This window comes from Micromonospora sp. WMMC415 (assembly GCF_009707425.1).
Taxonomy (GTDB): domain Bacteria; phylum Actinomycetota; class Actinomycetes; order Mycobacteriales; family Micromonosporaceae; genus Micromonospora.
The window spans coordinates 5,430,337-5,454,072 of sequence record NZ_CP046104.1; the positions used below are offsets into that span (position 1 = coordinate 5,430,337).

Here is a 23,736-nt window from a genome sequence, read left to right on the forward strand (position 1 = left end):
GTCCAGCCAGCCGGCCATCTCCGAACACGCCAACGGTCACGCATACTGACGCTGGCCGACTCGGTGCCACAGTGAACAGGGTCAGGCGAACGAGGGGGAGCCACGTGTCTACGGGCCTGTACGAGTTCCATCGCCGCTGGACCATGGGGCCCAACTATGACGACTCCCCCGGAGACGAAGTACGGCTCAGTTGGCACCTGCAACGCAAAGTCCTGCACCAGCTTTGGTTGCCAAAGGAGCAGCGGCGCAAGGTAACCGCCGCGGCGCGGAAAGTGGTCGTCTTCGACGCAGTTCACTCAAACATCGTCACCAAGTTCAAGAACGTCGCGATGCGCAGCGTCCCCTTCCTTGCATTAGGACTGATCATGAATCGGGTGTTTTACGCGGCCCACCATATGACCGTTTGGTGGCAGGGCGTTCTGGCCTCCGTCGCTACTGGATTCTTGATGCTAGGGACGTTCTGCATCAGCGTCATACTTGACACATCGGCCGTCGATATGGCGGAACGGCTGAACCGCCAGCGTCCCTGGCTTGAGCCGGTTCCGAAGGCCGTCATCTGGGCGATCCGAATCATCGTCGGAGCGCTGTGCACGTGGTACGCCGTCACGCACGTGCTGGGTTACGTGGCCGGGGTCGCCTGGGGCGTCCTGCTCATGCTGGTCGTTCGAATAGCCGGTGCCGCAGCGGAAGGCATGACCACCTGGCGTTGGCGCAGCCGGTATGGCACCCTGCCGTCGTCATACGTCGCCACCGCCGCGATGCTCCACCCGGCAGCGGTGCTGGCCGCCGATCGGCGGGCCTGGGCGAAGCAAGCCACCCGCAAAGAACTCGCCGACAAGCTACGCGGCGCCGCCGCCACCGCGGCCCTCCGTTACCAAAGGCTGGCCTGGACAGCGGCCCGCTCCACCGGAGACCGCGCGAGAATCCTTGGCCACGCATCCCGGGTACAACAGGCCCTCCTCGAACACCGCCAAGCTCTTGTCGACGTAACCCGCCAGAAGGAGTACGACGCGCTGATTAGCCACATCCGGCAGCAGGTGATCGACCTGGCAAACAACAACTGGGACAATTTGCCTGCTGCGCGCAACAGCCGCGGTACGCGCATTCTCGCCGGCACGGTGATTAGCGCCGCGGTCAGCGCCGCCTCCGGCATCGCCGTGAACGCCTCCTCGGAGTTCTTGCCTCCTTGGATGAAGCACGCTGGCGGCGCCTACGCCACGCTCGCCGCTGTTACGGCGTTCACCGTCGGGGTGCTGTGGCTCGAACGCCGTCCCCGCACTTGATGACGTCCCTGCGCTTTCGGGAAGGTGGGGTACCAGGCGAGCTGCTGGAGCCGCTGCCGCGAGAGGACCGGTCATCTCACCCTGCTCCTTCGCGCCGAGCGCGTCGGAGGTCGAAGGTCAATAGTGTCCCGCTCTGCCTGCTGATCGGCGAGGCCTGCGCTGGTGAGCAACGCGAGCATGTCCTCCTGGCGCGGCTGCCCGAATGTCAGTCGGTACAGCGCCAAGTCCCGTTTCAACTGCTCGTAGCGGGCGAGGTCCTGACTCAGTGGCAGCGGCAGCACGTGGCGCTCAATGCGAGCCGGTCCCGGATACACCCAGTATGGCGCCATGTCACCGAGCTGCGACTGCTGCCGCGCCGCGTCGTACGCCGCCTTCCATACGTCGGGGTGGGCGGACCGAAGCGCGTCGGCGCGATGGCGAGTGGCGATGTTGCGGCGTACTGCGTGGCCGCCGAAGCGGTGCACCCGGCCCTCCCGCTGTTCAAAGTCCACCGGGTTGGCGGGGACGTTCCAGTGCACGACCGCCGAGCAGTATGTGTGGAAGTCGATGCCCTCCTGGCCGGCGCTTGTGGTGGTGACGACGAAGGGCCAGAACGGGCTGTTGAACGCGTGCCGAACGCCGGTCATACGTTTCGTGTTGGTCTCGTCGTCGCCGCGGCCGCCGTACCGCAGCGCGAATCGACCGGTCATCGAAATCCGGCTGCCGGGGTTGAGCGGGTCCAGAGCGGAGTACGGCGCCGAGTGCACCGTCACCGCCCGGTTCACGTCACGGGCGATCGCCAGCAGGGCTTCGTCGTCCAGCGGTGTCTCCGCTGCCGAGCTGCGCAGCGTGTGCACGTACTCGTCGAGGACGGCCTGGAGCCCGCCGGCGGCGCAGTAGCGCAGGACGGCCCGCCAATACGGATCGCCCAGGCCAAGCTGGTCCAGCAGGAGCATCGTCTCGGGACGGTTGAACAGGCTCCGCAGGCCGGCGGCGACGATGGTCGCGGCCCGCCACAGCCCCTGAGGCGTGACGCGGCGTTCGTCGTCCACGAGCCGGCCGAGCGCCCGCCAGGCGATGTTGCCGGGGCCGTGCAGCCCGATAGCGACGAGATCGTCAACGACAGCGTCCGGGCTGGCGCTGATCGGCTCGCCGCCGGCGGAGGCTGCGGCGAGCGCCTCCTGGAAATGCCGGACCAGCCCGCTGTAGCTGTCCTTGTCCGCGTCATTCCCCGGGTCGGCTCCCGTGGTGGCTGCCTCGACAGCCGTATCGAGGAAAACACCAGGGTTGGCACCGGGCCAGCCCAGAACGGCACGCCAGGGCTGCGGCTCCCCGGCGTGTCCTGCGGCACGGAAGGTGTTTGGTGCCTCGGCGAGCAGCCGCTGGCGGCATTCTGACTCGATCGCTGCCAGGTCCGGAGGCCGATCCGGGTCGCGGCGGGCGGCGGTCAACGGATCAGAGGCCGCCGCGAGCACGGGGTGTGGCCAGAACAGTGCCACGGTGCTCATGGACGCCACCCGTCCGTCGCTCATCCGGTAGTCCAACCTGCTGCGGGGCGCCTCGATGTGCCGGTCTCGGACCCGGCGCTCCGCCTCGTAGCTGAGCAGTGCCGAAACTGCCGTTGGCGTGGCGTTCCAGGACGAGAAAAGCAGTCGCTTGGTGATCTGCTGGCGGGCCGCATCAGCGAAGGGCGGTCCGAGCGTGTAGTGCGGCATGGACGGTGGCAGCCAGAGCAGTCGCCACCAGCCGCGGTCAACGGTCTGGGCGGCGAGGCTGCGCAACTTGCCGTTGCCCAGGTCGATTGGGGCGTACTTGTGGACGGCTGCGGCGTCGAGCAGGTGCGCCCGGTCGAGCAGTTGCCGGACCTCTGCGCCGAGCCCGCGCTTTATAACCTCCCGCAGCCGGTCGCCGAGCTGGTAGCCCTCGAGGAAGTTGAGGAAGTATGGCGCCGATTTCCAGTAGTCGAGCAGGACTGGGGCGTCGAGTGCCGCGCCGAGCCGCTTCATGGCGACAAACGAGCGGATTTCCGTCGGATCGACGCCAGCGGCGGGGGTGATGTGCTCGGCCAGCATCGCGTGGCGGCCGAGGGCCGGGCGTTCGGTGCGGCACATGACCCGTAGCAGCAGCCGCCGGACATCGTCGCCCGCGGCGCCGGTCGGGGCTCCGGCGAGGACGGCCTCGCGGTGGGCGCGCAGCGCCGCGTGCACAGCGTCGTGCCACTCGGGGTCTGGGCAGAGGAAGTTGAGCACGCGCTTGAGGTCGGCGTGGTGGTCGTCGGTGGCGGCTTCCTCCGCGTAGGTGAACGGTTTGTATGGGGTGGCGGACAGCAGCAGGACGCGCGCGTCCTGGTGGTTGAACAGGTGGTGCGCCAGCTCGGCGGCCTCGCCACCCAGCTCGGGATCGAGCAGGTTCCGGAATCGTTGGAACTCGTCGAGGATCACCAGATCGGGCTCGAGCGCGTGGGCGCCGGCCTCAGCGAGCACCCCACGTAGCCGGCCGACGAGAGTCTTGCATCGGCCGTTTTCGGAGTCGGTCAACGCCGACCGCCGCCCGATGTCGGCGATCAGCTCGTCGAACTGGTCGAGAAGTCCCTTTGCGCGGGCGCGATCCAGGAACCGGTTCCGCACGCGTGGGTCGATGCCGTGGGTGAGGGTGCGGGGAAAGTTGGCGCAGCGGTTCTGAAACCGTTCGAACGATCGGGTCGTGCATCGCATGATCCGCAGGGCGGCTTTGCGCTGCCAGCCATCCCAACCCTCGTTGCGCAGTAGGTGGTGGAGCATGGCGCGCTCCGCTGCCGTGCCGGTCTGCCAGCCGGGAGCGAAGGAGGTGCCAGGTGTGAAGGATACGAGGTTGACCGGCTTCCCGCCGCGGGCCTGCGGTGTGAATCGGGGCAACTCGCGGCCGAGGAGGGTGAGCCGGCTGGACATCGGGTGCGTGGCGTGGTGCGGCCCGGCCAGCCGTGCCAGGTTCTGTGCGGCGACGTCTTGGTTCGAGCAGATATAGATGATGTCGATGCGCGTTACCGCATCATCGCGCTGGAGCCGATCGATCATTGCCGCCACGACACCGCCTGCGACGACGCTCTTGCCCAGGCCGGTCTCATCGGCGACCAGGAACCGACGGGTCGGATCCGTGCCGAAGTACCGGTTTAGCAGGTACGCGACGGTGTCCCGCTGGAAGTCCTTGAGCCCTCTCATGCGCCAACCCCGGTTTGTGCGAGTTCACGACGGACCTGGTCAACGTGCTGCCACAGTTCCAGGAAGCCCTCCGGCAGGACCGCCCTACCCCGCTCAGTGGCCGTCAGCTGCCGGACTAGGCCGGCAAGCTCGTCAAGCTGAGCGGGTCGGTCCGCCAGCGCGGCGAGCAGAAGCTCTAAGACGCCGACGCCGACGCCGACGCCGCCTCGGCGCCATAGCCCGGTGTCTCCCCCCGCGCCCGCAGGACCGATCACCTCGGCGGACGATCCGAGGCCAAGCAGCAGCATCAGGAACTGCAGGAACTTGTCCGGTGTGTTGATCTGCTCGGCGAGCACCCGGTCAAGGCGGTCAGCCGGGTCGCCGGTCAGGCTGGCGATCGTCACCGCTCGTCTGGTCGTGCCGTCCGCAGCCACTGCGGTGAGCACGAGGAAGCGGGTGATCTCCGTGGTGGCCAAGCCACCGAAGTGGGCGTCGCCCGGCAGCTCCGCCACAAGGTCCGGTCGGGTGAGCAGGGCGACCGTCAGCCGCCCACCGGGCGGCGGCGACAGCGTCCCGGCGGCGCGTACGTGCAGCTCGTGCGGCTCCGCGTCGGTGCCGACGCTGGCGTGGAACGGGACGGCGGCGATATCGCGTAGGTAGGCCTCAAGTTCCCGTCCGGTGTCCTCGTCGGGCTCGACGACGTCGCGCCGCTCGTACTCCTCAAGGATCGCCCGCAGATCCGCGCCCTCGCCGGCCAGCGCGTCGATGCCAAGCCGCTCCCGCGATCCGACCAGCTCCACCAGCAGCTCGACATTGCCCGTGAACGCCGCGCCGGTCGCGTTGGCCGACCCGACGATCACCCGGGCACGCCGCCCATACTCGACGACATACGCCTTGGCGTGCAGCCCCGCGAGCCGTGCCGGCCCGGTCTCGTCATCCAGGTCGAGCGCCGCGAGGTCATTGAGCACCAGCACGCTGCATCCGTCCAGCGTCCCCTCGGGCAACCGGTCCAGCTCCTCCTGCCTCCCGATGACGGTCAACTCACCATTGCCCGGGGCACAGACGTCGAGGCCGTCAGCGCCCACGAAGGGCGACATCACCAGATGCCGAGTACCGGCGAAGTTCGGCGACCGAGTTCGCGGCACGCCGAGCGCATAGAAGTACAACTCGTCTCGAAGGAAGCCCTCAGGGAGTTCCCAGTCGGCCCGCCGAAGATGCTCCAGCAGCTCCTCAATCGCTGCCCGCCGCGATTCGGGCACTGGCTGCGTGGCCAGGTCGATCGCATGCCGAAGCAGCTTGACCACCGGAGTGTTCCGCGCGTCCGGCCGCGAGCCGATCACGCCATCCAGGGTCAAGCAGACATCCCAGCTGCGGTCGTTGGTCAGGTTCCGGCTCAACACGACGCACCGCAGCAGCCGATCGCCATCGCGGACGTATCGGACCAGCCACATCTTGGGATGGAAGAGCCGCCCGGGCCGAGGACTTCGCACCGGGTGAACGGCCTGTTCGAGCAGGAGCAGCAGACTGGAGTTGCCCGGCGGCGCCGCGATCTGCCCCGCCTGGCAGAACACATCGATCCGGTCAGCGCAGCGCCGCACGCCCTCCAGAATCGAGATCGGATCATCCCGGTCCCGCAGGGCGTGCGCGGCGAACGCCAGCGGGGCGGTGAGCAGGCTATCCAACTCCAGCGTGAACGTGGTACCGACGGCGCGGTCCAGCCGAAACCCCGGCGGCGGACGCAGTACATCGGTCAGCAGTGCGCGTCCGTCAGGCGGCAACAGCACCGGTCGCCTCCATGCCGTCGTGGATGTCGGCCAGCATGCGTCGCACCTGCGGCCACCGGTACACCAGCTGCCGGCTGCCTGACGCGCCCGTCCAGCCACGCAGCAACTTGCTGTTGACCAGCCGCGACTGGGTCTTCTTCACCGTCTTCTCCCGGCGGGCGACCAGGTCCCGCAACTCGACGTCATCGGCCGCGCCCTCGGCCCGACCGGCGAGTACGAGGTCGATCCAGGCCTCGATAAACGCCCGCGCGCGCAGGTTGGTGTTGATGCGCGGGTTGATTGCGATGAGGCGGCTCCACATGTCCGCTCGGTCCCACGGCGCGACCGTCGCCATCCGCTCAGCCCAGCGGGCAAGCGCCTCCCGGTAGTCCGGCGGCTCGATCCGGTCATGGCCCGCCTTCTTGTACTCCTCGGCGAGAATCAGGTTGTAGAGCAGCGCCGCTCCGTGCATACAGGTCGAGAACGCCCGGGCGTACTCCAGGTCGGTCCGCACCCGCTCCGGCGCCGAGCCGGCCGCCGAGGCCCGCCAGGGCGCCGCCGCGTCGTCCTCCGGCCGGTTGCCCGGCTGAAGCAGATGAGCGAGCAGGGTGCCGGCGGTGCTGGTCATGATGTGCTCCCGCAGCCAGTCCGCCTCCGGCAGCGTCAGGTCCAAACCGGTGCCGACGGCTTCGGGAAAGCCGGCCGGCGGTGGCGGCAGGGCGGACGGCCATCGGCTCGTCCGCAGCTCGGTCAGCTCCGCCGCCTCCGGATCACCGACTCCGGCGAGGAACTCGCCACCTTTGTCGATGCCAAAGCAACGCAACGCGGATGCATAGATTGTGGACGGCAGCGTCTTGACGCCCGTCGACGCGCGCCGCCCGATAAGGCCATCGATTGCACCCGCCGCCCGCAGCGCCGAAATGACAACACGCTCCACCCGGTCCAGCTCCACTGCCTGATCGCGGTCCGGCCGGCGGCCGGCTTGCCGGATGCACCACGGCACGATCAGCAGGTACCGAGCACGCGTGTGCAACGTTGACGTTCCGGGGAACAGCAGATCACCGAATGCATCACGCACCTGCCCGATGCCCAATTCGTCGCGGCTCTCCTGCTCGCTGAACATGTTCAGCAGCTCGCGCACTCTCTGCTGCTCCGCCCGGGAGCTGTCTAGCCACGACAACTGCGATGCCACCGTCCACCTCCCGCTCTCGGCCAGCAAGCACTTCCGCCTGACGGGTCACGCGCTCCCAGACCGGCTCGACATTCGCGACTAATGCATCTTCTGTGATCGTGACCCACCGCGGTAGGGCGTGCGGTCGGGGGTGTGTTCGACGAGAATCATGCCGCCCGACTCCGACAACTCCTGGCCGGTCCGACGATTGGGGCCCTTCGCCGTCACCTACCATCAAGATCCGCCGGAAGAAGGGCGCCGGTAGGAAGCGCCTCACCAGATCCAGACCACAGGTCTACCGGCCCCAACGCCGGCGGATCATTGCGTTGTCTCCTCAGCGGCCGCGGCCGCGGCCGCTGCCCGGCGACGTGCCCGTGTCGACTGCCCCTCGGCCGGCGGCGTCTCGATTTCCCTCGCCGGCTTCGTGACCAGCAACCCGGCCCGGCGCGCGTTGAGCCCCATTCCGGTATCCATCGTCACCAGCCGGACCGGTTTGCCTGCGAGGGTCTGCACCGCGACAGCGCGATCGACAATCTCCGCGTCCGGGTCGGAAAGCGGACGGTGCGCAAGATCGTCGTAGAACATCCGCAGCTGCACCGCGCCGCGCGGCATCTCACCGCGCTCGGCCACTTCACCCCAGTCGTTGTCCTTGAGACGGATCGTCACCGTGCCGTAGGGGTGAGGCAGCAGCTTGTCGACAACGGCCAGCGTCACGGAGGCCCGATGCCGGGACTTCTGGTTGCCTGACTCCTTGAGCCGGTCGAACTCCCGGATCACCACCTCCGGAAGTACGAGCAGGACATCGTCACATCCAACGCCGAGTTCTTCTGCCCACGGGATGCTCGCGATGACCGCCGTCGGGTCGTCGTCTTGAGTCCATGCGGGGTGGGACAGGAACACGCTGCTGTCCACAACTGCAAGAACTTTGCCCGCCGTGGCCGTCCATGTCCCAATCTGCTCCTGGAGCGTCTCAAAGGCCGAGGTGAGCGCGGCCTGGCGTTCGGAGATCTCGGCTTCGAGCAGCTGGAAGCCCTGCGGCGTACCCATCAGCACCGGATCGACAAGCCGGTAGAAGGCTGGCGTGAACAGGAGCTGGTCTAGGTCGGAGCGGGCGATCTGGCCACGGAGCATCCGGCCGACGTCCAGTGCCCACCGTACGTAGCCATCCTGCTTGCCGTAGTTGTTGCTGATCTCGATGGAGGCGGACCGGAGCAGTTCAAGGACGCGATCGCGGTCGACGCCAGGGGTCAGGGTGACGAGCATGCCGGAATCCTGGCAGGGCGGGCCTGTCACCGACATCTGTTTAGGGCTGCGGTCCGCCGTGCGGAGTCCGCCGTGGGTGCGGCGGCCCGCTCGTCACGGGCATTCTCGGCGATCGTCCCAAACAGAAGGCACCGAGTTGCGAGACATCGCTAAACCAGATACACGCCGCGGACCGCGCTGGTGCTGCAAGCCGCAGCGGCGATCCTCAGTCGGTACATGTCAGCCAGGACTATCTCGGATCAGCGGTGAATCGGCCAGGCGTCATAGCCCGGACGCTGTGTGCCACCGCCTGCCGACGGAGGCTGGACTGGGAGAACGTCGACCGGGGCCGTTCAAGATCTCATCCGGCTGTATTGCGCGAGCTGGGCTCTGCCGGTACATGCCATTCCGCATAGGACGGCGCAGAAACCAGATCGGCTGATACGGGGTACTCGACGCGGTTGCAGCTTTCCGCTCTTTGGGTCTACGGGCTAACCTCGTGGCGTGAACGATGGCCGACTCGCGGTAGCTGAAGATGTCACCGCATGCCGTGAGGAGGCGGCGTTCGCGCTATTGCAGAGCAGACATCCGGCGATCACCGGGATCGTGCGGATCGGGATGCTCGGCGGCGGATTCACTGACGCGTTGGTGCTGGTCTGCGACATCTCCGACGGTCGCCCTGCAGGCACCCGGGACCGGATCGACGGCCACTACATCCTGAAGGTTTCCGACGCGAGCACTCCCGACCAGGCCTCGGCACACCGCGACTTCCATGAGGCGCTCGCCGAGTTCGCCGACCGGCGGGTACCACGACTGGTCACCGTAGTCTCGGACGACGCGGTACGGGCTGAGCTGTACGAGATCGCCGGGCCCGGGCTACGCAGCATACGCACCGCCGACGCGGTGGATTACCGGGACCAGCGCAGCGTCTGCGGCAAAGTAGCCAGCGAGCTGCTCGCCGCTCAGCTGAACGCCGCCGACCTGCCCGACTACCGGGCCAACATTGGCAAGGTGCTCGAGGAGTGGGTACCGGGAATGTTCGGCGAGACCTCGCGGCGAGAGGCCCTGCAGCGTGCGGCTGCAGGGGCCGACGCCCGGGATGGTTTGCTGTTCGTGCACGGCGGCGAGCACCTGCCCAACCCGCACCGCGTGTGGGCCCCAGACCGCCCTCTGTACGGCGAAATGGCCGCGGTCTTCCGCGGTCGCTGCCATGGAGACCTGCACCTAAAGAACATCGTGGTCACCGGTTCTGAGCAAACCCGGAACTTGGCCTATTGGCTGATCGATCTGAGCTGGGACCGTGACGCCCCGCTCCTGTACGACCAGGCCTACCTTGAGGTCTCCGCCTATCTGAACGGCATCCGGCAGTCCAGCTCCCCGTCGCCACTGCCCGTGTTCTCCGCGGTCGACGATGTGAGCCTGGCATCGCAGGTGCTCCTGCTTCCGGCAGACCAGGGCACCCTGGAGCTGATTCAGCAGATCCGCGACAGCACCAACGGCGTACTCGAGACGCTGGAGGGCCGGCGTCTGGACGTCTGGGACCTGCAGTATCCGCTGGCCCGGGTGGCCGCCGGGCTCAACTGGGCGGCTAAGCCCACCGACCACCCGGGCGACGACCGGCTGCGCTCCTCAGCCTTCCTCTATGCGGCCTGGGCGAGCAAAGTCCTGCTGCTCCGGCACTTCCCACATGAGTGGGCCGAGCTTGTCCAGGAGCATGAGCGCCGGCGCAGGGTGGAGGCAGCCCACCCGCCGACGGCCCCAGCGGTACCCGTGGCCGAGGCGCAGAAGCTGTTCGAGCCGTTCCTCAGCGCCGAGGAGAGCGGACTTGACCTGTTTCTGGTCGCCGACGAGGGGATACACCGGCCCGAGCTGGGCAACCTCGCGTCCAGTCGGTGGGGCGTGGTGATAGACCTCGACCCGGGCAGCGACGCAGACGGGTTATCGGCAATCCTCCGGCCCGGGCTTCACACCCGGCGTGCGGTGACCGAAGCCGGTCGTACGCTGCCCCCCGAGCGGCCCCGGGACGCGACGGTCTGGCTGTACGCCAACGGCTGGGCGTCCCGGTTCGAGCCGCGCCCACAGGAGCTGGCCGGGTGGCGGCGCACATATCTGCCGCTGCTCCGGAAGGTCGTGGACTGCACCGCGCGGCAGACCGCCAACCGGGCGGCCGCGGTGTTGGTCCTGCGCTCCGGCCAAAATGATCCCAAGATCGACCGGATCGTTGAATACATCGACGAGCGGTACGAGGGCAACGTCCACTGGTTGGATGTAGGGCTCGCCGGAGACGGCGGCAGACCGGACATAGCTGGCTTGCTAGAGGCGCTGGCCCCGGTGCTCCCGGTGGGCGGGGTGATGCCCGAGGCCACCGTTCCTGGTGCCGAAGGGCGAGTACTGCTCAGCCCGCAGGATCTACTCTGGCTCGGCGTCGACGTGGAGGTTCTGCACTCGGCGGCGCTGGCGGAGGCGACGCACCGCCGTCGGGACAGCGACGACTTCTGGCGCGGACGACCGCCGACCTGGGCGGACCTTGCCGCAGGCCTGGACCTGCCCCGTGAGCTGTACCGGGAGTTACGCCGTGACGTCGAAGAGGTGTTGGTTGATACCCACCGCCCGGTCGTGGTGGAGCTGGCCCACTCGCCGGGGGCTGGAGGTACCACCCTGGCTCGCCGGCTCGCCTGGGATCTAGGCGCCACCCACCCGACCTTGGTGCTAAAGCAGTACAGCGGCAGCACTGTGGAACGGATCGAGGAGCTCTACCGTCGGATTTCCCGGCCGCTGCTGCTGCTGGTCGAGGCCGCCGAGCTGTCCGACGCGGAGCGCAATGACCTGCGCGCCGGCTTGGAGGGCCGCAACATCCCCGTCGTCGAGCTTTGGGTAACCCGGACTAACGCGGGTACCCACCACGCCGGCCGCGGCGAGCGACACCTGCACCGGCTGCTCGATCCAATGCCGACCGGAGAACGGCGGGATTTCGCCCGCACGTACGCCCCCCAGGCCGAAACGCAGGCCGGTCGGGACCTAATCTCCCGGCTCGGCTCGGTGGACGCCACCGTCACACCGACTCATCCGCAGCAACTGTCCCCGTTCTTCTTCGGACTGTGCGCGTACGAGCGGAACTTCATCGGGATCGAAACGTTCGTCCGGCACCACGTGGACCGGCTCACCCCCGAGCAGCGCAGGGTTGCGCTGTTCCTGGCGCTGGTCACCCGGTACGCGCAAATCGGCATCTCGGTCCACCTCGTCCGATTCTGGATAAGCGGCCGGTGGGCGCACGAGGCGAGCTACCAGGGCAAGGACGAGGACCTGCGCCAGCTGCTCGGCGATGACCTGCGGCACATCACGGTGTTTCACCGGGGCGAACTGCGGCTCATGCACCCCCAGATCGCCGAGCAGGTGCTGCAGGAGCTGCTCGGCGGGGACGATCCGAAGACCTGGCGGCGCAACCTGCCGCGATTGTCTGTGGACCTGATCGGCCAGGTTGCCGGCCACCTCGGCCCGGAGAATCACCTGGCCCAACGGCTGCTGGAGAACCTGTTCGTCCGGCGGATCCGGGCCGACGATACGAGCCGCGGTGGCTCCAACTTCTCTGAGCTGATCAGAACCATGTCGAAGCCGTCACCAGCACCTGCTCACTACGTCCTGCAGCAGCTCACCGAGCACTGCCCCAACGAGCCGCACTTCTGGAACCATCTCGGACGACACCAGATCTACGAGATGAAGTCCAGCTTCGAGGTCGCGGAGCGCTACCTGCTGCGAGCGGTCGAGCTATCCGAGGGCCGGGACCCACTACATTTGCACACGCTGGGGCAGGTACGCCGGTTGTGGATCGAGCACTCGGTCGAGGCCATCCTGACCCAGAAGCAGCCGATCACTGTCCAAGCGCTGCTGGACCAAGTGCTATCCCGGTTCCAGGGCGCGATGAATGCGTTCCAAGAGGCCCGCAAAGCGGCGCCAGACAGCGAGCATGCATACATCACCCCCGTACAGCTCGTCCTGTACGTGCTGGAGCGGCTGGTGCAGGTATCTGGACACGCAAGCCTGCCCGACCTCATCAACGCGGAGGGCAGCACTAGCGTCTGGGTCGCCGAGCAGTTGGCCGCCGCTGAGGACCTGCTTGACCAGTACCGGACCATGCGAGCCGGCCCATGGGGCCCGCCGGACAGCTGGTACTTCCGCAGCTGCGAGGAGGGAATCGGGACTCTCTACAGCAACATCGACTACCTAATCCAGCAGTGGCGGGAACAGCTCGACGACCCGACGGAGAAAGCGGCCATCGGCCGGGCGCTGGCTCGGGCCTACGTGCGGCGGGGCAACCGGGACTGGTCGCGGATGGACGAGGGCACCCTGCGCACCATCGCCGAGTGCCTGGACCACGCCATGCGGGTGAACCGGCCGTCGGAGGCTGACCTACGCACCTGGTTTCAGGCGTACCGTCGGCTCCCTGAGTACAACGAGATGCGAGCGCTGGAGCGGTTCAGCTCGATCGCCGAGGTGTCCGACAGCCTCGAAGCCAACTACTACCTCTACATTCTGCACTTCCTGCGCTGGCGCAGAGGCGAGGAACACCGGCAGGACAGGATCCGTCACTACCTGGAGGCGACCCGGCCACTGTCCCGGTTCGCCAACCGGCAGTGGAGCTATGAATGGTTCGGCCGTGAACCGGAGTGGTGCCCGCTGACCCACTTCAGCGAACTGGGCACTTGGAGCGGAGGATTCTGGAGTCGGCCCGATCCGCTTAGCCGCGTACCGGGGGTAATCGAGGAAATCATTGGGCCCACGTCCGGCCGGATCCGCATCGCCGAGGGCAGGCTGACCGCGTTCTTCCTGCCCGGCGAAAAGTTCCGGCATGGCCGCGACGAGAATGCCTACGTCGACTTCTTCCTAGGCTTCAGCTATGACGGCCTGCGGGCCTGGGAAGTCGATCTTAGCGGCAAGTGGACGGCCCCGGCCCGCCAGCGCGCCTCGGCCGGCCGGGTCCCGGCAGCCCGTCCGGCGGTCGTCCGGTCACACGAGGTGCCCGAGTCCCCCCCAGTCGCGTCGGTACCGACCGCAGCGGAGAATCGTCCGCCGGCAACACGAACCGCAACGGACGGTCCATCACCCGCAAGGGCCCGAACAGTGCCCGGCCGCCCGCCCCCGCCGGGTTCGGTACCCGGGTCGGCAGCGGCCGACCCCGCCGCCCTGATCGAGGAGCTGATCGATGGCGCTGGCGAGATCTCGCTGATCGACCTCGGCGAGGTGCTCATCGCCCGGTTCGGCCAGCGCCGATACGACGAGTTCCGGGCCGGACGGAGACTCCGACCCACCCTGGAGAGCCTGGGGTACCGGACAGAGCAGGTGGACAACGTGTGGGTAGTGCGCCGGCCGGTCGTGTAGGCGATCGTCTCCGGCGGCCCTGGGCCAATTCGACGACCTGGCGCACGTCGAGACACGTAGACGCACCTCGCTGCGGCCATGGCCCTACCGTCATAGGTGCTGCGCAGGGTGACGACACCATCGAAAGCTGCCAGCCTGCGTACACTGCGCGGCAAGGGAGGTCGCGGTGCACTTGGCCGAGCTGGAGATGTTCGGGTTCCGCGCGTTTGCTGACGCCCGGATCCCGCTACGGTGCGGCGTGACGGTGCTTTTGGGCGAAAACAGTGCCGGCAAGTCGGGGACGACCGACGCGTTGCGCATGCTCACCGAGCCCTTGGATGGCCGGCGGTCGTTGTGGGCTGACGGCGATGACGTCTGCCGCACTGGCGACCACTCGAGCTTCACGTTGCGGATGACCCTGCGTGGCACGGCCTCCGAACTGGCGCCGTACAGCGACGCCTTCATTCCGTCGGCGCAGCACGAGGCGTCAGCACGCTATGCGCTGACCTATGAACCCCCTGGCGTGGCGGAGACCCGTGGTCGGATGAGCTGGACCGCCGGCAGCGGTGCGGTCGCCGACGACCCCGACCCGGGGGCCCGTAGTCGGCTCCGGCACGTGTACCTTCCTCCACTGCGCGACGCTGCACGGGAACTGGGCCCGGCCGGCAACTCCCGGATCCGGGCGATCGTCGAGCGGCTGCTCGCCGACGACGCCTTCGTCGACGAGGCCGGCGACCGTCACGACCGGGCGCGTTTCCAGAGTGAGGTCGGTGAGCACCTGCGCCGCATCGAGCTCAATCCTGTGCTGCTGCGCGCGTCGCAGAAGGTCAACGAGCCCTTGACCGAGCTGACCAGCGGCGCGCACGAACACATCACCGACCTGGGCTATGGTCGCGCCGACCTCACCAGCTTGGTCCGTGGGTTGCGGATGCGGATGGCGGACGCGGGGGTGGAGCCGCGCGACCTCGCTGAATCCGGCATGGGCTACGCCAACCTCGCCTACATCGCGACCGTCCTGACCCACCTGCACGCCGCTGCCCAGGCTGATCTCACGCTCCTGCTGGTGGAGGAGCCCGAGGCGCACCTGCATCCCCAGCTACAGGCCGTGCTGCTGGACTATCTCGCGCGCACCGCGCGAGACTCCCAGGGCGCAAGTGACAACGGATGGCTGGGTCGCATCCAAGTCGTGGTGACCACGCACGCGCCGCTGCTGGCCGCCCACACGGACGTCGATGACATTGTCGTGCTCCAGCGTCGTCCCGTCACCGCGCCGCCGAAGCTCACCAGCGACCCACCCGCCCCTGCGGCGCCCGTGAAGTTCACCGCCTGCGCGGTGGCGGTCGCCGAGCTCGGCCTGGTCGCCGCCGATCGGGCACGGGTCAACCGCTACCTCGATGCCACCCGCAGCAGCATGCTGTTCGGCCCGCGCACCATCCTGGTCGAGGGAATCGCCGAAGCGATCCTGCTGCCCGCGATGGCTCGCACCCTGTTCACCGGCCGGGAATGGACCAGCTTCGTCGGCTCGACCATCATCGCGATCGACGGGGTTGACTTCGGCCCCTACCTGCGCATGCTGCTGACCATGACACCGTCGGGTCGCATCGCAAACCGGGTCGCGGTGCTGACCGACACTGACCCCGGCAAGCGTCACGACCCCGTCGGTGCCCTTCGCCGGCTGATCCATAGTCTGGGCGCCACCGACACCGCAGCCGTGTTCGCTTCGCCCAGCACTCTAGAACCGGAGCTGCTCGAGGCAAGCAACGCCGCCTTCTGGCCGGCGTGGTCGGCGCAGCGCCCCACTGCGGGACCCCGGCTGAAGGCACGCGTCGAGGCCGCCGACGCCGACGAGCGGGCCCGCATCCTCATCTCCGCTATGAAGAAGACACGCCTGCGCAAGGGCGACTTCGCGCAGGACTTTCTCGATCACACTAGCGGCGGCGGCCACCGGCTGCATGTACCGGCCTACATCCGCGAGGCCCTGACCTGGCTGGTGGCACCACTGGCATGACAACACCCTCGACCGCCCTCTCCAGCATCGCCGACCTGCACCGGCAGCGGGAGATAGCCGCGGCCCAGCAGGACGCGGTCGTGACCGCCACCGCCCCCCGCGCAGTCGTGGCCTGCCCCGGCGCGGGAAAGACCCGAACCATCGTCAACCGGCACTGCGCAACACCACGCAACCAGCCGATCGGACGCGCCATTACCTCCTTCACCAAGGTCGCCGCGGCGCAGATCCGGAGCCGCGCTCACGAGCTCGGCCGTCCCGACCTCCTGCAGCACCCCCACGCGATCATGACCTTGGACGGGTTCTTCTGGCGCTTCCTCGTGCGGCCGTTCTTACCGGCTCCCGACGCCGCCAACCACCGACCGTTCCGACGGCTGGAAAGCTGGCGCGATGCGCCACGCCAACTGCGCCAGATCGACTACCTGCCCGACCCCGCCGAGCCCCGCCAACGGCACACCTTCGACCTCGCAGACTTTCAGTTCCGCTATCCAGGCAAGTTCGCCGCACCGGTCGCGACCCTGACCGGCCGCGCCCGCAGCGAGGGCGGCCGTCGGCATCTCAGCGACGAGCAGATCACAGCCGTGTGCCGCCTGGCGGAGCAGCAGCGCACCCGACTGGCCAACGACTACCGGCTGTTCACCGGCGAAGAAACCCGCCGCGCAGCCGACCGCAACCTGGCCAACCACGCACGTCTCCTCAAACAGACCCTTCCCGCCCGCTTCAGTGAACTCATCGTCGACGAAGCCCAGGACTGCTCCGCCATCGACGTGAACCTGCTACTGGCCATCCAAGAGTTGGGCCTTCCCACCCTCGTCATCGCTGACCCGGACCAGGCCATCTATGGTTTCCGTAACCCCGGTCCGCCCGCGATCAACCGCCTACTGGATCAAATGGAGACGGTCGAGCTGACCGGCAACTGGCGCTCCTCCACCGCGGTGTGCCGCCTTGCCGCGACCATGCGCACCACCCCACGCCGGCGAACCCCAGACAGCCCTCTCGCCGACCACCACGACGTCGAGCTGCCCATCCACCTCATTCCCTTTGACGGCGGAATGGAGCTGTCGACCTTCGACGACATCGCCACCCGGGCCGGCATCCCTCCAACCAAGCGCCTCGTCCTCGCCCACGCCGCCGCGACGCTGCCCGGGGCCGGCGCCGATCCCCGACGGCCACCAGCCAACCCCACCAGCGCCCTGGCGTGGGCGGTCGCGATGCTCCGTCAGACAGCGCCGGACCAACGCAGCCGGGCCCTGGCCGAACGGATCCTTCAGGCCGGGCTGCTGCGCTACTGGATGCCCGACGCCGATACCACCGCGGCCACCGACCTCCGCAGCGCCTACGGCATCGATCCGCACCACCTGCGCCGCCTCGCCGCCCGCGCGCTCGATGAGCTACCCGACCTCGCTCTGCCCGCCGCCGAATGGTGCGCCGCCGCCCGCCGAGTTCTCAACACGCTGCACCCCCTGTCAGGCAGCGGTCCGCCCTCGGGCAAGACACTTACCTGTCCGCAAGGCAAGGGCACCAAGAGCGCAGCATCGCTCGCCGGCGTGCCCACGATGTCGATTAGTAGGCATGCAGTCCGCGCCGACACCGTGCACCAAGTGAAAGGCGAAGAGGCCGACGCTGTCCTGATGCTCCTCCCCGACGACGAGCGCACCGCCCACCTGCTCACGGCATGGACGGCCGGCGCGGTCCCCGCGCCCGCCGGCCCGGCTCCCGCCGTGCACGAGACCGCCGAAGCCCTTCGCGTGCTCTACGTCGCTGTCACCCGCGCCCGCCGACTCGCCGCGATCGCTCTCCCCGCCCGACACATCGCCGCGACAGCCCAGCACCTCAGGACTCTCAAGGTACCTACGAACGTGACTACCTGATGGTCGTTATCACTCAACGCATCGTCTTCATCAATACTGGCGCCCACACCAGCCACCCGCAGCGCAGGCGCTTCCATACGCAGGGGGAGGTGTACGAGACTGTCCAATCTTCAGACAGTCCCGAACATCACCCGCGGTGCGCGACGCCACTCTCCGGGTCGCGGTGGGCGTAGCGTCCGCTGGGTTGTCGCAGAACCAGCGAGAACGGAAGTGTCCCACCACGCGACTACCCTTTCGGCTGTGCCAACCACGGAAAGAGAAGCCGTCGGCTCGGGCGAGGATGCCGAGCTGGGCCCTGCCAGCACTGCCCAGCCCGCCGGCTCCGAAACACGATCGGTGCCGGCCCTCCGGGCGGCGCCGGCGCGGCGCGGCCTAACTCTGCGGGACGGGTACCCGCAGCTGGTTGCGATGGTTCACCCGGACCTCAATCCCGCACTTGACTTGACAACCCTGTCAGCCGGGAACGGACGAAAGCTGTGGTGGAGGTGTCCCGAAGGACCTGACCACGAGTGGCAGGCCGTCGTAGGAAACATGACACGGCCAGGTGCACGATGCCCGTTCTGCGCCAGCCAACGAGTATCGGTGACGAACTCCCTCGCGGCCCGGTACCCAGCCGTTGCCGCGCAGTGGCATCCCACCAAGAACCGCGACCTAACCCCCGACACCGTCGTGTCCGGCAGCAATCGGACCGCTTGGTGGTGGTGCGACTTGGGACCTGATCACGAGTGGCAGGCGCAGATCGCTTCGCGTACGACTGGCGGGAACGGCTGCCCCTTCTGCGCCAACAAGAGGGTGTCCGTGACGAATTCGCTCGCGGCCCGCTACCCAGATGTTGCCGCGCAGTGGCATCTTACCAAGAACGGTGGGCTGACTCCCGGCGCCGTTGTGTTCGGCAGCGGCACAGTGGTGTGGTGGCTGTGCGACAGGGCGCCGGACCATGAGTGGCAGGTGCGGATCGTGCAGCGCACCACCATGGGCACCAATTGCCCGTGCTGCGCGAACCAGAAGGTGTCATTCACCAACTCCCTCGCCGCCCTGTTCCCTGAGGTCGCCGCGCAGCTGGACCCGGCCCGCAACGGCGGGATCACCGCCGACCAGGTGATTGCAGGCAGCAACAAACCGCTGTGGTGGATCTGCGACAAGGGGCCGGACCACACTTGGCGGGTCTCGCCGAACAGCCGCACCTTCGACAAGACCGGCTGCCCGGCATGCGCGAGCAATCAGGTGTCGTCCACGAATTCTCTTGCCGCGCTGTTTCCGGCTGTCGCAGCGCAGTGGCACCCCGACCGGAACGGGCCGCTTCGGCCTGATCAGGTGACCGCGCAGAGCAACAAGCTCGTGTGGTGGCAGTGCGCGGTCGACCCTGGCCACGACTGGCCGGCCAGCCCCAAATCCCGCACCCGCGGCCGGACCGGCTGCCCGTACTGCGCCAACAAGAAGGTGTCCCCAACGAACTCCCTCGCCGCTCGGTTTCCGGAGATCGCGGCGCAGTTCGATCCGGCGCTGAACGATGGTCTCACCGCCGATCAAATCGTTGCTGGCAGTGCGACACCAGCCGTCTGGCGGTGCGACGCCGGTACCGACCATGTTTGGTCGACCCCGGTGTGCGGCCGCACCGCCCGAGACGCCGGCTGCCCGGCCTGCGGTGGACGGCAGCTGTCGAAGACAAACTCGCTCGCGACCCGATACCCAGAAATCGCCGCGCAGTGGCACCCCACCAGGAACGGCACCCGCACCCCGGCCGATGTGATCGGCACGAGCAGCGTCGACCGTGCCTGGTGGATCTGCCGCGAAGGCTTCGACCACGAGTGGGAGACGATCATCCGAACCCGGACTGTCGCCGGTGCCGGATGCCCATGCTGCGCCGGACTGCGTCTATCGGTGACGAACTCCCTCCAGGCCCGACAACCAGAGATCGCGGCCCAGTGGCATCCCACCAGGAACGGGGACCGAACCCCCGACCAGATCGTCGCCGGGAGCGGTGAGGCGGTGTGGTGGAAGTGCCCCGAGGGCCCCGATCACGAGTGGAGGGTGTCGGTAGACAAACGAACATCCGCCCGCACCGGCTGTCCGGCCTGCGCCGGCTGGCAGGTGTCGGTCACGAACTCGCTCGCGAACCTCTACCCAGGGGTCGCCGCCCAACTCGATCCCGCCCTTAACGACGGGCTCACCGCCGACAAGGTGGTCAGCCGCAGTGACCGTACACTCGTCTGGCGGTGCCCAGCGGGATCCGACCACATCTGGCCCGCCAAGGTGTACTCCCGCACGACGAACGGATTGGGCTGCCCCTGCTGCGCGGGCATGCGCCTGTCACGCAGCAACTCGCTCGCCGCCCGGTTCCCCGAGGTCGCCGCCGAGCTCGACCCAGCCCTCAACGGTGGCTGTACCCCTGATCAGATCCTCGCCGGCACCCACAGGCGCTTCACCTGGCGATGCCGCACCGACCCAGCCCACCTCTGGACAACGTCAGTGGCGAATCGGACAGCCGGGACCGGACATGGATGTCCCACGTGCGCCGTCACGGGGTTCCGCCCGACCCTGCCCGCGTATCTGTACCTGCTTGGCCGTACCTACGAAGGGCAGGAGCAGCGGAAGATTGGGATCACGAATGTACCGGCGGCACGGCTGAAGAAGCTGCGCCGGTTCGGCTGGATGCTGATTGAGATCAGCGACGAGATGGACGGCGGGCGCGCATACGAGCTGGAGCAAGCGTTCCTCCGCGGTCTCCTCAGCCGTGGGCTGCGCCGCACCCGATCGTCGCTCGTGGTCGATCGGCAGGACGGGTACACCGAGGCGTGGGAGTACGGCGAGCTTCCCATCGACTCGCTCGACGACGCGTTCCGCGAAATCGCGCGGTTACTGGGCGAAGATCAGGCATGTGAAGATGCTGGCGCCAGGACTGGTAGCGGTGCGTAGCATCGGCCGTCCTTGCGGCCTTCGCCTGTGCCGAGCAGGCAGCGTTAGTAGTACTCGCGGATATAGCCGAGGGCACGCTCGTAAACGTCGTTGTCGCGGATCTTGAACTTGGTCCAGAGCGTCTTGCGGAGGGACTGCTGGACCAGTCGGTCGCCCTCCCGGGTGTCCTGCCAGCCTGTGAACCGCACCGCCCGAACGACTTCGTCGACCTCGTCGACGATCTTCTCGGCGATGATCGGGGTGCCGTTGCCCTTTAGGGACTGGAACAGCTCGGTGAGCGCCGCCTTGCCTTGGTCCTCGCGGGGCACCTCGGCGGCGGCCTTCTCTGCGGCCACGGTGTCCCGGGCGAGGGCGAACAGCTCCTTGAGGAAGTCCAGGCTGGCCTGCTGGGAGTGGGCGTACTTCTCCCGCAGAGCGGTGAGCCGCTTGCCGAGTTCTATGAAGACAGGATTACCGATGTGCTTGGCGATACGGGCGGTAATCCACTTTTCGACCTCGACCGGGTCGACGTCCTTCCGCCGGCCCGTCATGAGGTCTTCGATCACCTGGGCGTCCAGGACGATCATGTCAAGATCGCTACGGGGCACCTCGACGGTGACGTGTTCGTTGATAAGTTCCAACGTTTTGGCACCGAGGGTGTGCCACACGAGCCGACCGGCAATGTCCGACGGCCGCACCGACTCATACACATCGGTCAACCACCGGTAGTCGGCCGCGTAGGTGGAGAGGATCGGGTCCGGGCTGAGGGTTTCCCAGAGTTGGGCGACGACACTGAAGGATGCGCCGAAGGCGTCGCGGGCCTCGTCGCTGCTGATCGCGGTCTGTGCGGCGATGAGCCCCTCGTAGCCGCCCACGGTGCGGTCGACGCCGGGAAAGAACGCCAGCGCGGCCTGGATGGCCGGACCGAGCTGATTTCGCAGTACGGCGATGTTGCTGATCACCTGCTGGACGCTCTTCTCGTCGAACGCAAACGCCTTGGCGACGTCGTCGAAGATGCCCAGGTAGTCGACGATCAGCCCGTGCGTCTTGTTCGGTGGGTAGACCCGGTTGGTGCGGGTGATCGCCTGGAGCAGGTTGTGCTCCTTGAGCGGCTTGTCGAGATACTGCGCGTAGAGGATCGGCGCGTCGAACCCGGTGAGGAGCTTCGCCGTCACGATGATGATCTTCAGCGGGTCGGCCGGGTCGTTGAATCGGGCAGTGATGCGCTCCAACTCGTCCCGGTCGGGGGTGTACTCCGTCCATTCCTCCGGGTCGCGAGCGGTGCGGCTCATGACGACCGTGGAGGCGTCGGGACCGAGGATCTCGTCGAACTCCGCCTTGTAGGCGACGCAGGTCGCCTTGTCGTAGACGACCACCTGCGCCTTGAGCCCCTGTGGCTCGACCTTGGTCCGGAAGTGTTCGGCGATGTCGGCCGCGATCCGGCGGACCCGCTCGTCCGCCTTGATCAACACCTCGAGCGATGCGGCCCGCTTCGACAGCGTGCTCTTGTCTGCCTCGGTGAGTCGGTGCTGCTCGGCCAACTCGGCGAACGCCGCATCGATCGCGGCCTCGTCAAGGTGGATTTCCGACAGGCGCGGCTCGAAGTGCAGCGGCAGCGTCGCCCCGTCGCGGATCGAATCCTGGAACGAGTACCGCGAGAGATAGCCGCCTTCATCCGTTGTCGACCCAAACCACATGAAGGTGTTGCGGTCCCGCCGGTTGATCGGGGTGCCGGTCAGGCCGAAGAGGAACGCGTTCGGCAGGGCCTCGCGCATCTTGCGCCCGTAGTCACCTTCCTGCGAACGGTGGGCCTCGTCGACCATGACGATGATGTTGTCGCGGTGGTCCAGCACCCCCGGCGCCTCGCCGAACTTGTGCACGGTGGTGATGATGACCTTCCGAGCGCCCGCCGTGAGAAGAGCTTGTAGCTCCCTGCGGCTGTCAGTCGAGACGAGGTTCGGCACGTCCGAGGCGCTGAACGTGCCGGTGATCTGTGTGTCCAGGTCGATCCGGTCGACCACGATGATCACCGTGGGGTTCGTCAGACCGGCCGTAGCGCGCAGCTTCTGCGCGGTGAAGACCATGAGCAGCGACTTGCCCGAACCCTGGAAGTGCCAGATCAGGCCCTGCTTGATCCGGCCGTGCAGCACCCGTTCCACGATGAGGTTCGTCGCCTGGAACTGCTGGAAGCGAGCGATGATCTTGATCTTGCGGTGCTTCTTGTCGGTGGCGAACACCGTGAAGAACCGCAGGAAGTCCAGCACCGCCGCCGGTGACAGCACGCCCTCGACGGCGTCGCGCACCACCGCCAAGCCGGTCCGCGCCCGGGCGTCGTCGTCTGCCTCTTCCCACCACGGGCCCCACAGGCCGACCGGCATGCCGACCGAGCCGTACCGGAAGTCCTTGCCTTCGGTGGCGAAGCTGAACACGTTGGGAACGAAGAACGCCGGTACGTTGACCTCGTAATCCTCGTTGATCTGCGCAGCTGCGTCGATCCAGGAGTACGCGGGGCGGACCGGCGACTTTGCCTCGCCGACGACCAGCGGGAAACCGTTGCACCACAGCACCAGGTCGAAGCGCCGCTCGACCCGCCCGACTCGATACGTCACCTCCGTGGAAACCATCCATTGGTTGGCGCTCGGCTCGGGATTGTCGAAGTCGATGAGCCGGATGGTGACGTGCTCTCCGGCCGGGCCCAACGGCATCGACTTCTGCCCGCTCAGCCACGCGGCGAACTGCTCGTTCGCCACTACCGGATTCGGCGTACGCCGAGCGGACAGGACGACCGCCCGCAGGTGGTAGATGACCTCGTCGGCCAGCCGCGGGTTTGCCTCGATGGCCGGGTTCAACCGGATTAGGGCCTCCTTGACCGACCCCTCCAGCAGCACCTCGTCCTCCCGGCGCGGCAACTGCTTACCGGGCACGAACTGGATGTCAGGCGACGCAACGATATCTCGCACAAAGTCCCGAACGGTATTGCCCTCGTCGAAGGTCAT

10 protein-coding genes and 1 pseudogene are annotated in these 23,736 nt (G+C 67.6%); 6 read left to right on the forward strand and 5 right to left on the reverse strand.

Annotated elements, in window-relative coordinates; genetic code table 11:
• Nucleotides 1–104: 104 nt before the first annotated feature.
• Nucleotides 105–1,283 carry a hypothetical protein gene (locus GKC29_RS25435; protein WP_155333217.1) on the forward strand — a complete coding sequence of 393 codons (1,179 nt, stop codon included), beginning with the start codon at nt 105–107 and terminating at the stop codon, nt 1,281–1,283.
• A gap of 71 nt (nt 1,284–1,354) precedes the next feature.
• Here the strand turns inward: GKC29_RS25435 and GKC29_RS25440 are convergent, their stop codons facing one another.
• The 4 genes from GKC29_RS25440 to GKC29_RS25455 form a co-directional block, all read right to left on the reverse strand.
• The gene (locus GKC29_RS25440; protein ID WP_155333218.1) at nt 1,355–4,459 is read right to left on the reverse strand and encodes a helicase-related protein; all 3,105 of its coding nucleotides are present in this window, start codon (nt 4,457–4,459) and stop codon (nt 1,355–1,357) included.
• Complete coding sequence (locus GKC29_RS25445) at nt 4,456–6,222, reverse strand: phospholipase D family protein (RefSeq protein WP_155333219.1); 1,767 nt, start codon at nt 6,220–6,222, stop codon at nt 4,456–4,458. Before GKC29_RS25445 ends, GKC29_RS25440 begins: the two co-directional genes overlap by 4 nt.
• Nucleotides 6,206–7,393, reverse strand: a complete 1,188-nt coding sequence (locus tag GKC29_RS25450) for a DUF6361 family protein (RefSeq protein WP_370463279.1) — start codon at nt 7,391–7,393, stop codon at nt 6,206–6,208. The genes GKC29_RS25445 and GKC29_RS25450 overlap by 17 nt, the downstream gene beginning before the upstream one ends.
• A gap of 297 nt (nt 7,394–7,690) precedes the next feature.
• Nucleotides 7,691–8,635, reverse strand: coding sequence for a PIN domain-containing protein (locus tag GKC29_RS25455; protein ID WP_196255730.1), 945 nt, complete (start codon nt 8,633–8,635; stop codon nt 7,691–7,693).
• A gap of 483 nt (nt 8,636–9,118) precedes the next feature.
• On the opposite strand from GKC29_RS25455, the gene GKC29_RS25460 reads away from it, so the two are divergent.
• From GKC29_RS25460 to GKC29_RS25475, 5 genes and pseudogenes are all read left to right on the forward strand, one after another.
• Nucleotides 9,119–13,990 (forward strand): hypothetical protein, encoded by a 4,872-nt coding sequence (locus GKC29_RS25460; RefSeq protein WP_155333222.1) that lies wholly within the window; start codon nt 9,119–9,121, stop codon nt 13,988–13,990.
• Nucleotides 13,991–14,156: 166 nt separating this feature from the next.
• Nucleotides 14,157–15,977, forward strand: coding sequence for an ATP-dependent endonuclease (locus GKC29_RS25465; protein WP_155333223.1), 1,821 nt, complete (start codon nt 14,157–14,159; stop codon nt 15,975–15,977).
• Nucleotides 15,974–17,845 (forward strand): UvrD-helicase domain-containing protein, encoded by a 1,872-nt coding sequence (locus GKC29_RS25470; RefSeq protein ID WP_155333224.1) that lies wholly within the window; start codon nt 15,974–15,976, stop codon nt 17,843–17,845. The genes GKC29_RS25465 and GKC29_RS25470 overlap by 4 nt, the downstream gene beginning before the upstream one ends.
• A 336-nt stretch (nt 17,846–18,181) precedes the next feature.
• Nucleotides 18,182–18,613 (forward strand): annotated as a pseudogene (locus GKC29_RS30655) (zinc-ribbon domain-containing protein); the annotation flags it as partial.
• Nucleotides 18,614–18,643: 30 nt separating this feature from the next.
• Nucleotides 18,644–20,761 carry a zinc-ribbon domain-containing protein gene (locus GKC29_RS25475; protein WP_230688812.1) on the forward strand — a complete coding sequence of 706 codons (2,118 nt, stop codon included), beginning with the start codon at nt 18,644–18,646 and terminating at the stop codon, nt 20,759–20,761.
• 44 nt (nt 20,762–20,805) lie between these two features.
• Here GKC29_RS25475 and GKC29_RS25480 read toward each other — a convergent pair whose 3' ends face one another.
• Nucleotides 20,806–23,736: a type I restriction endonuclease subunit R gene (locus GKC29_RS25480; protein ID WP_155333226.1), complete on the reverse strand. Its 2,931-nt coding sequence runs from the start codon at nt 23,734–23,736 to the stop codon at nt 20,806–20,808.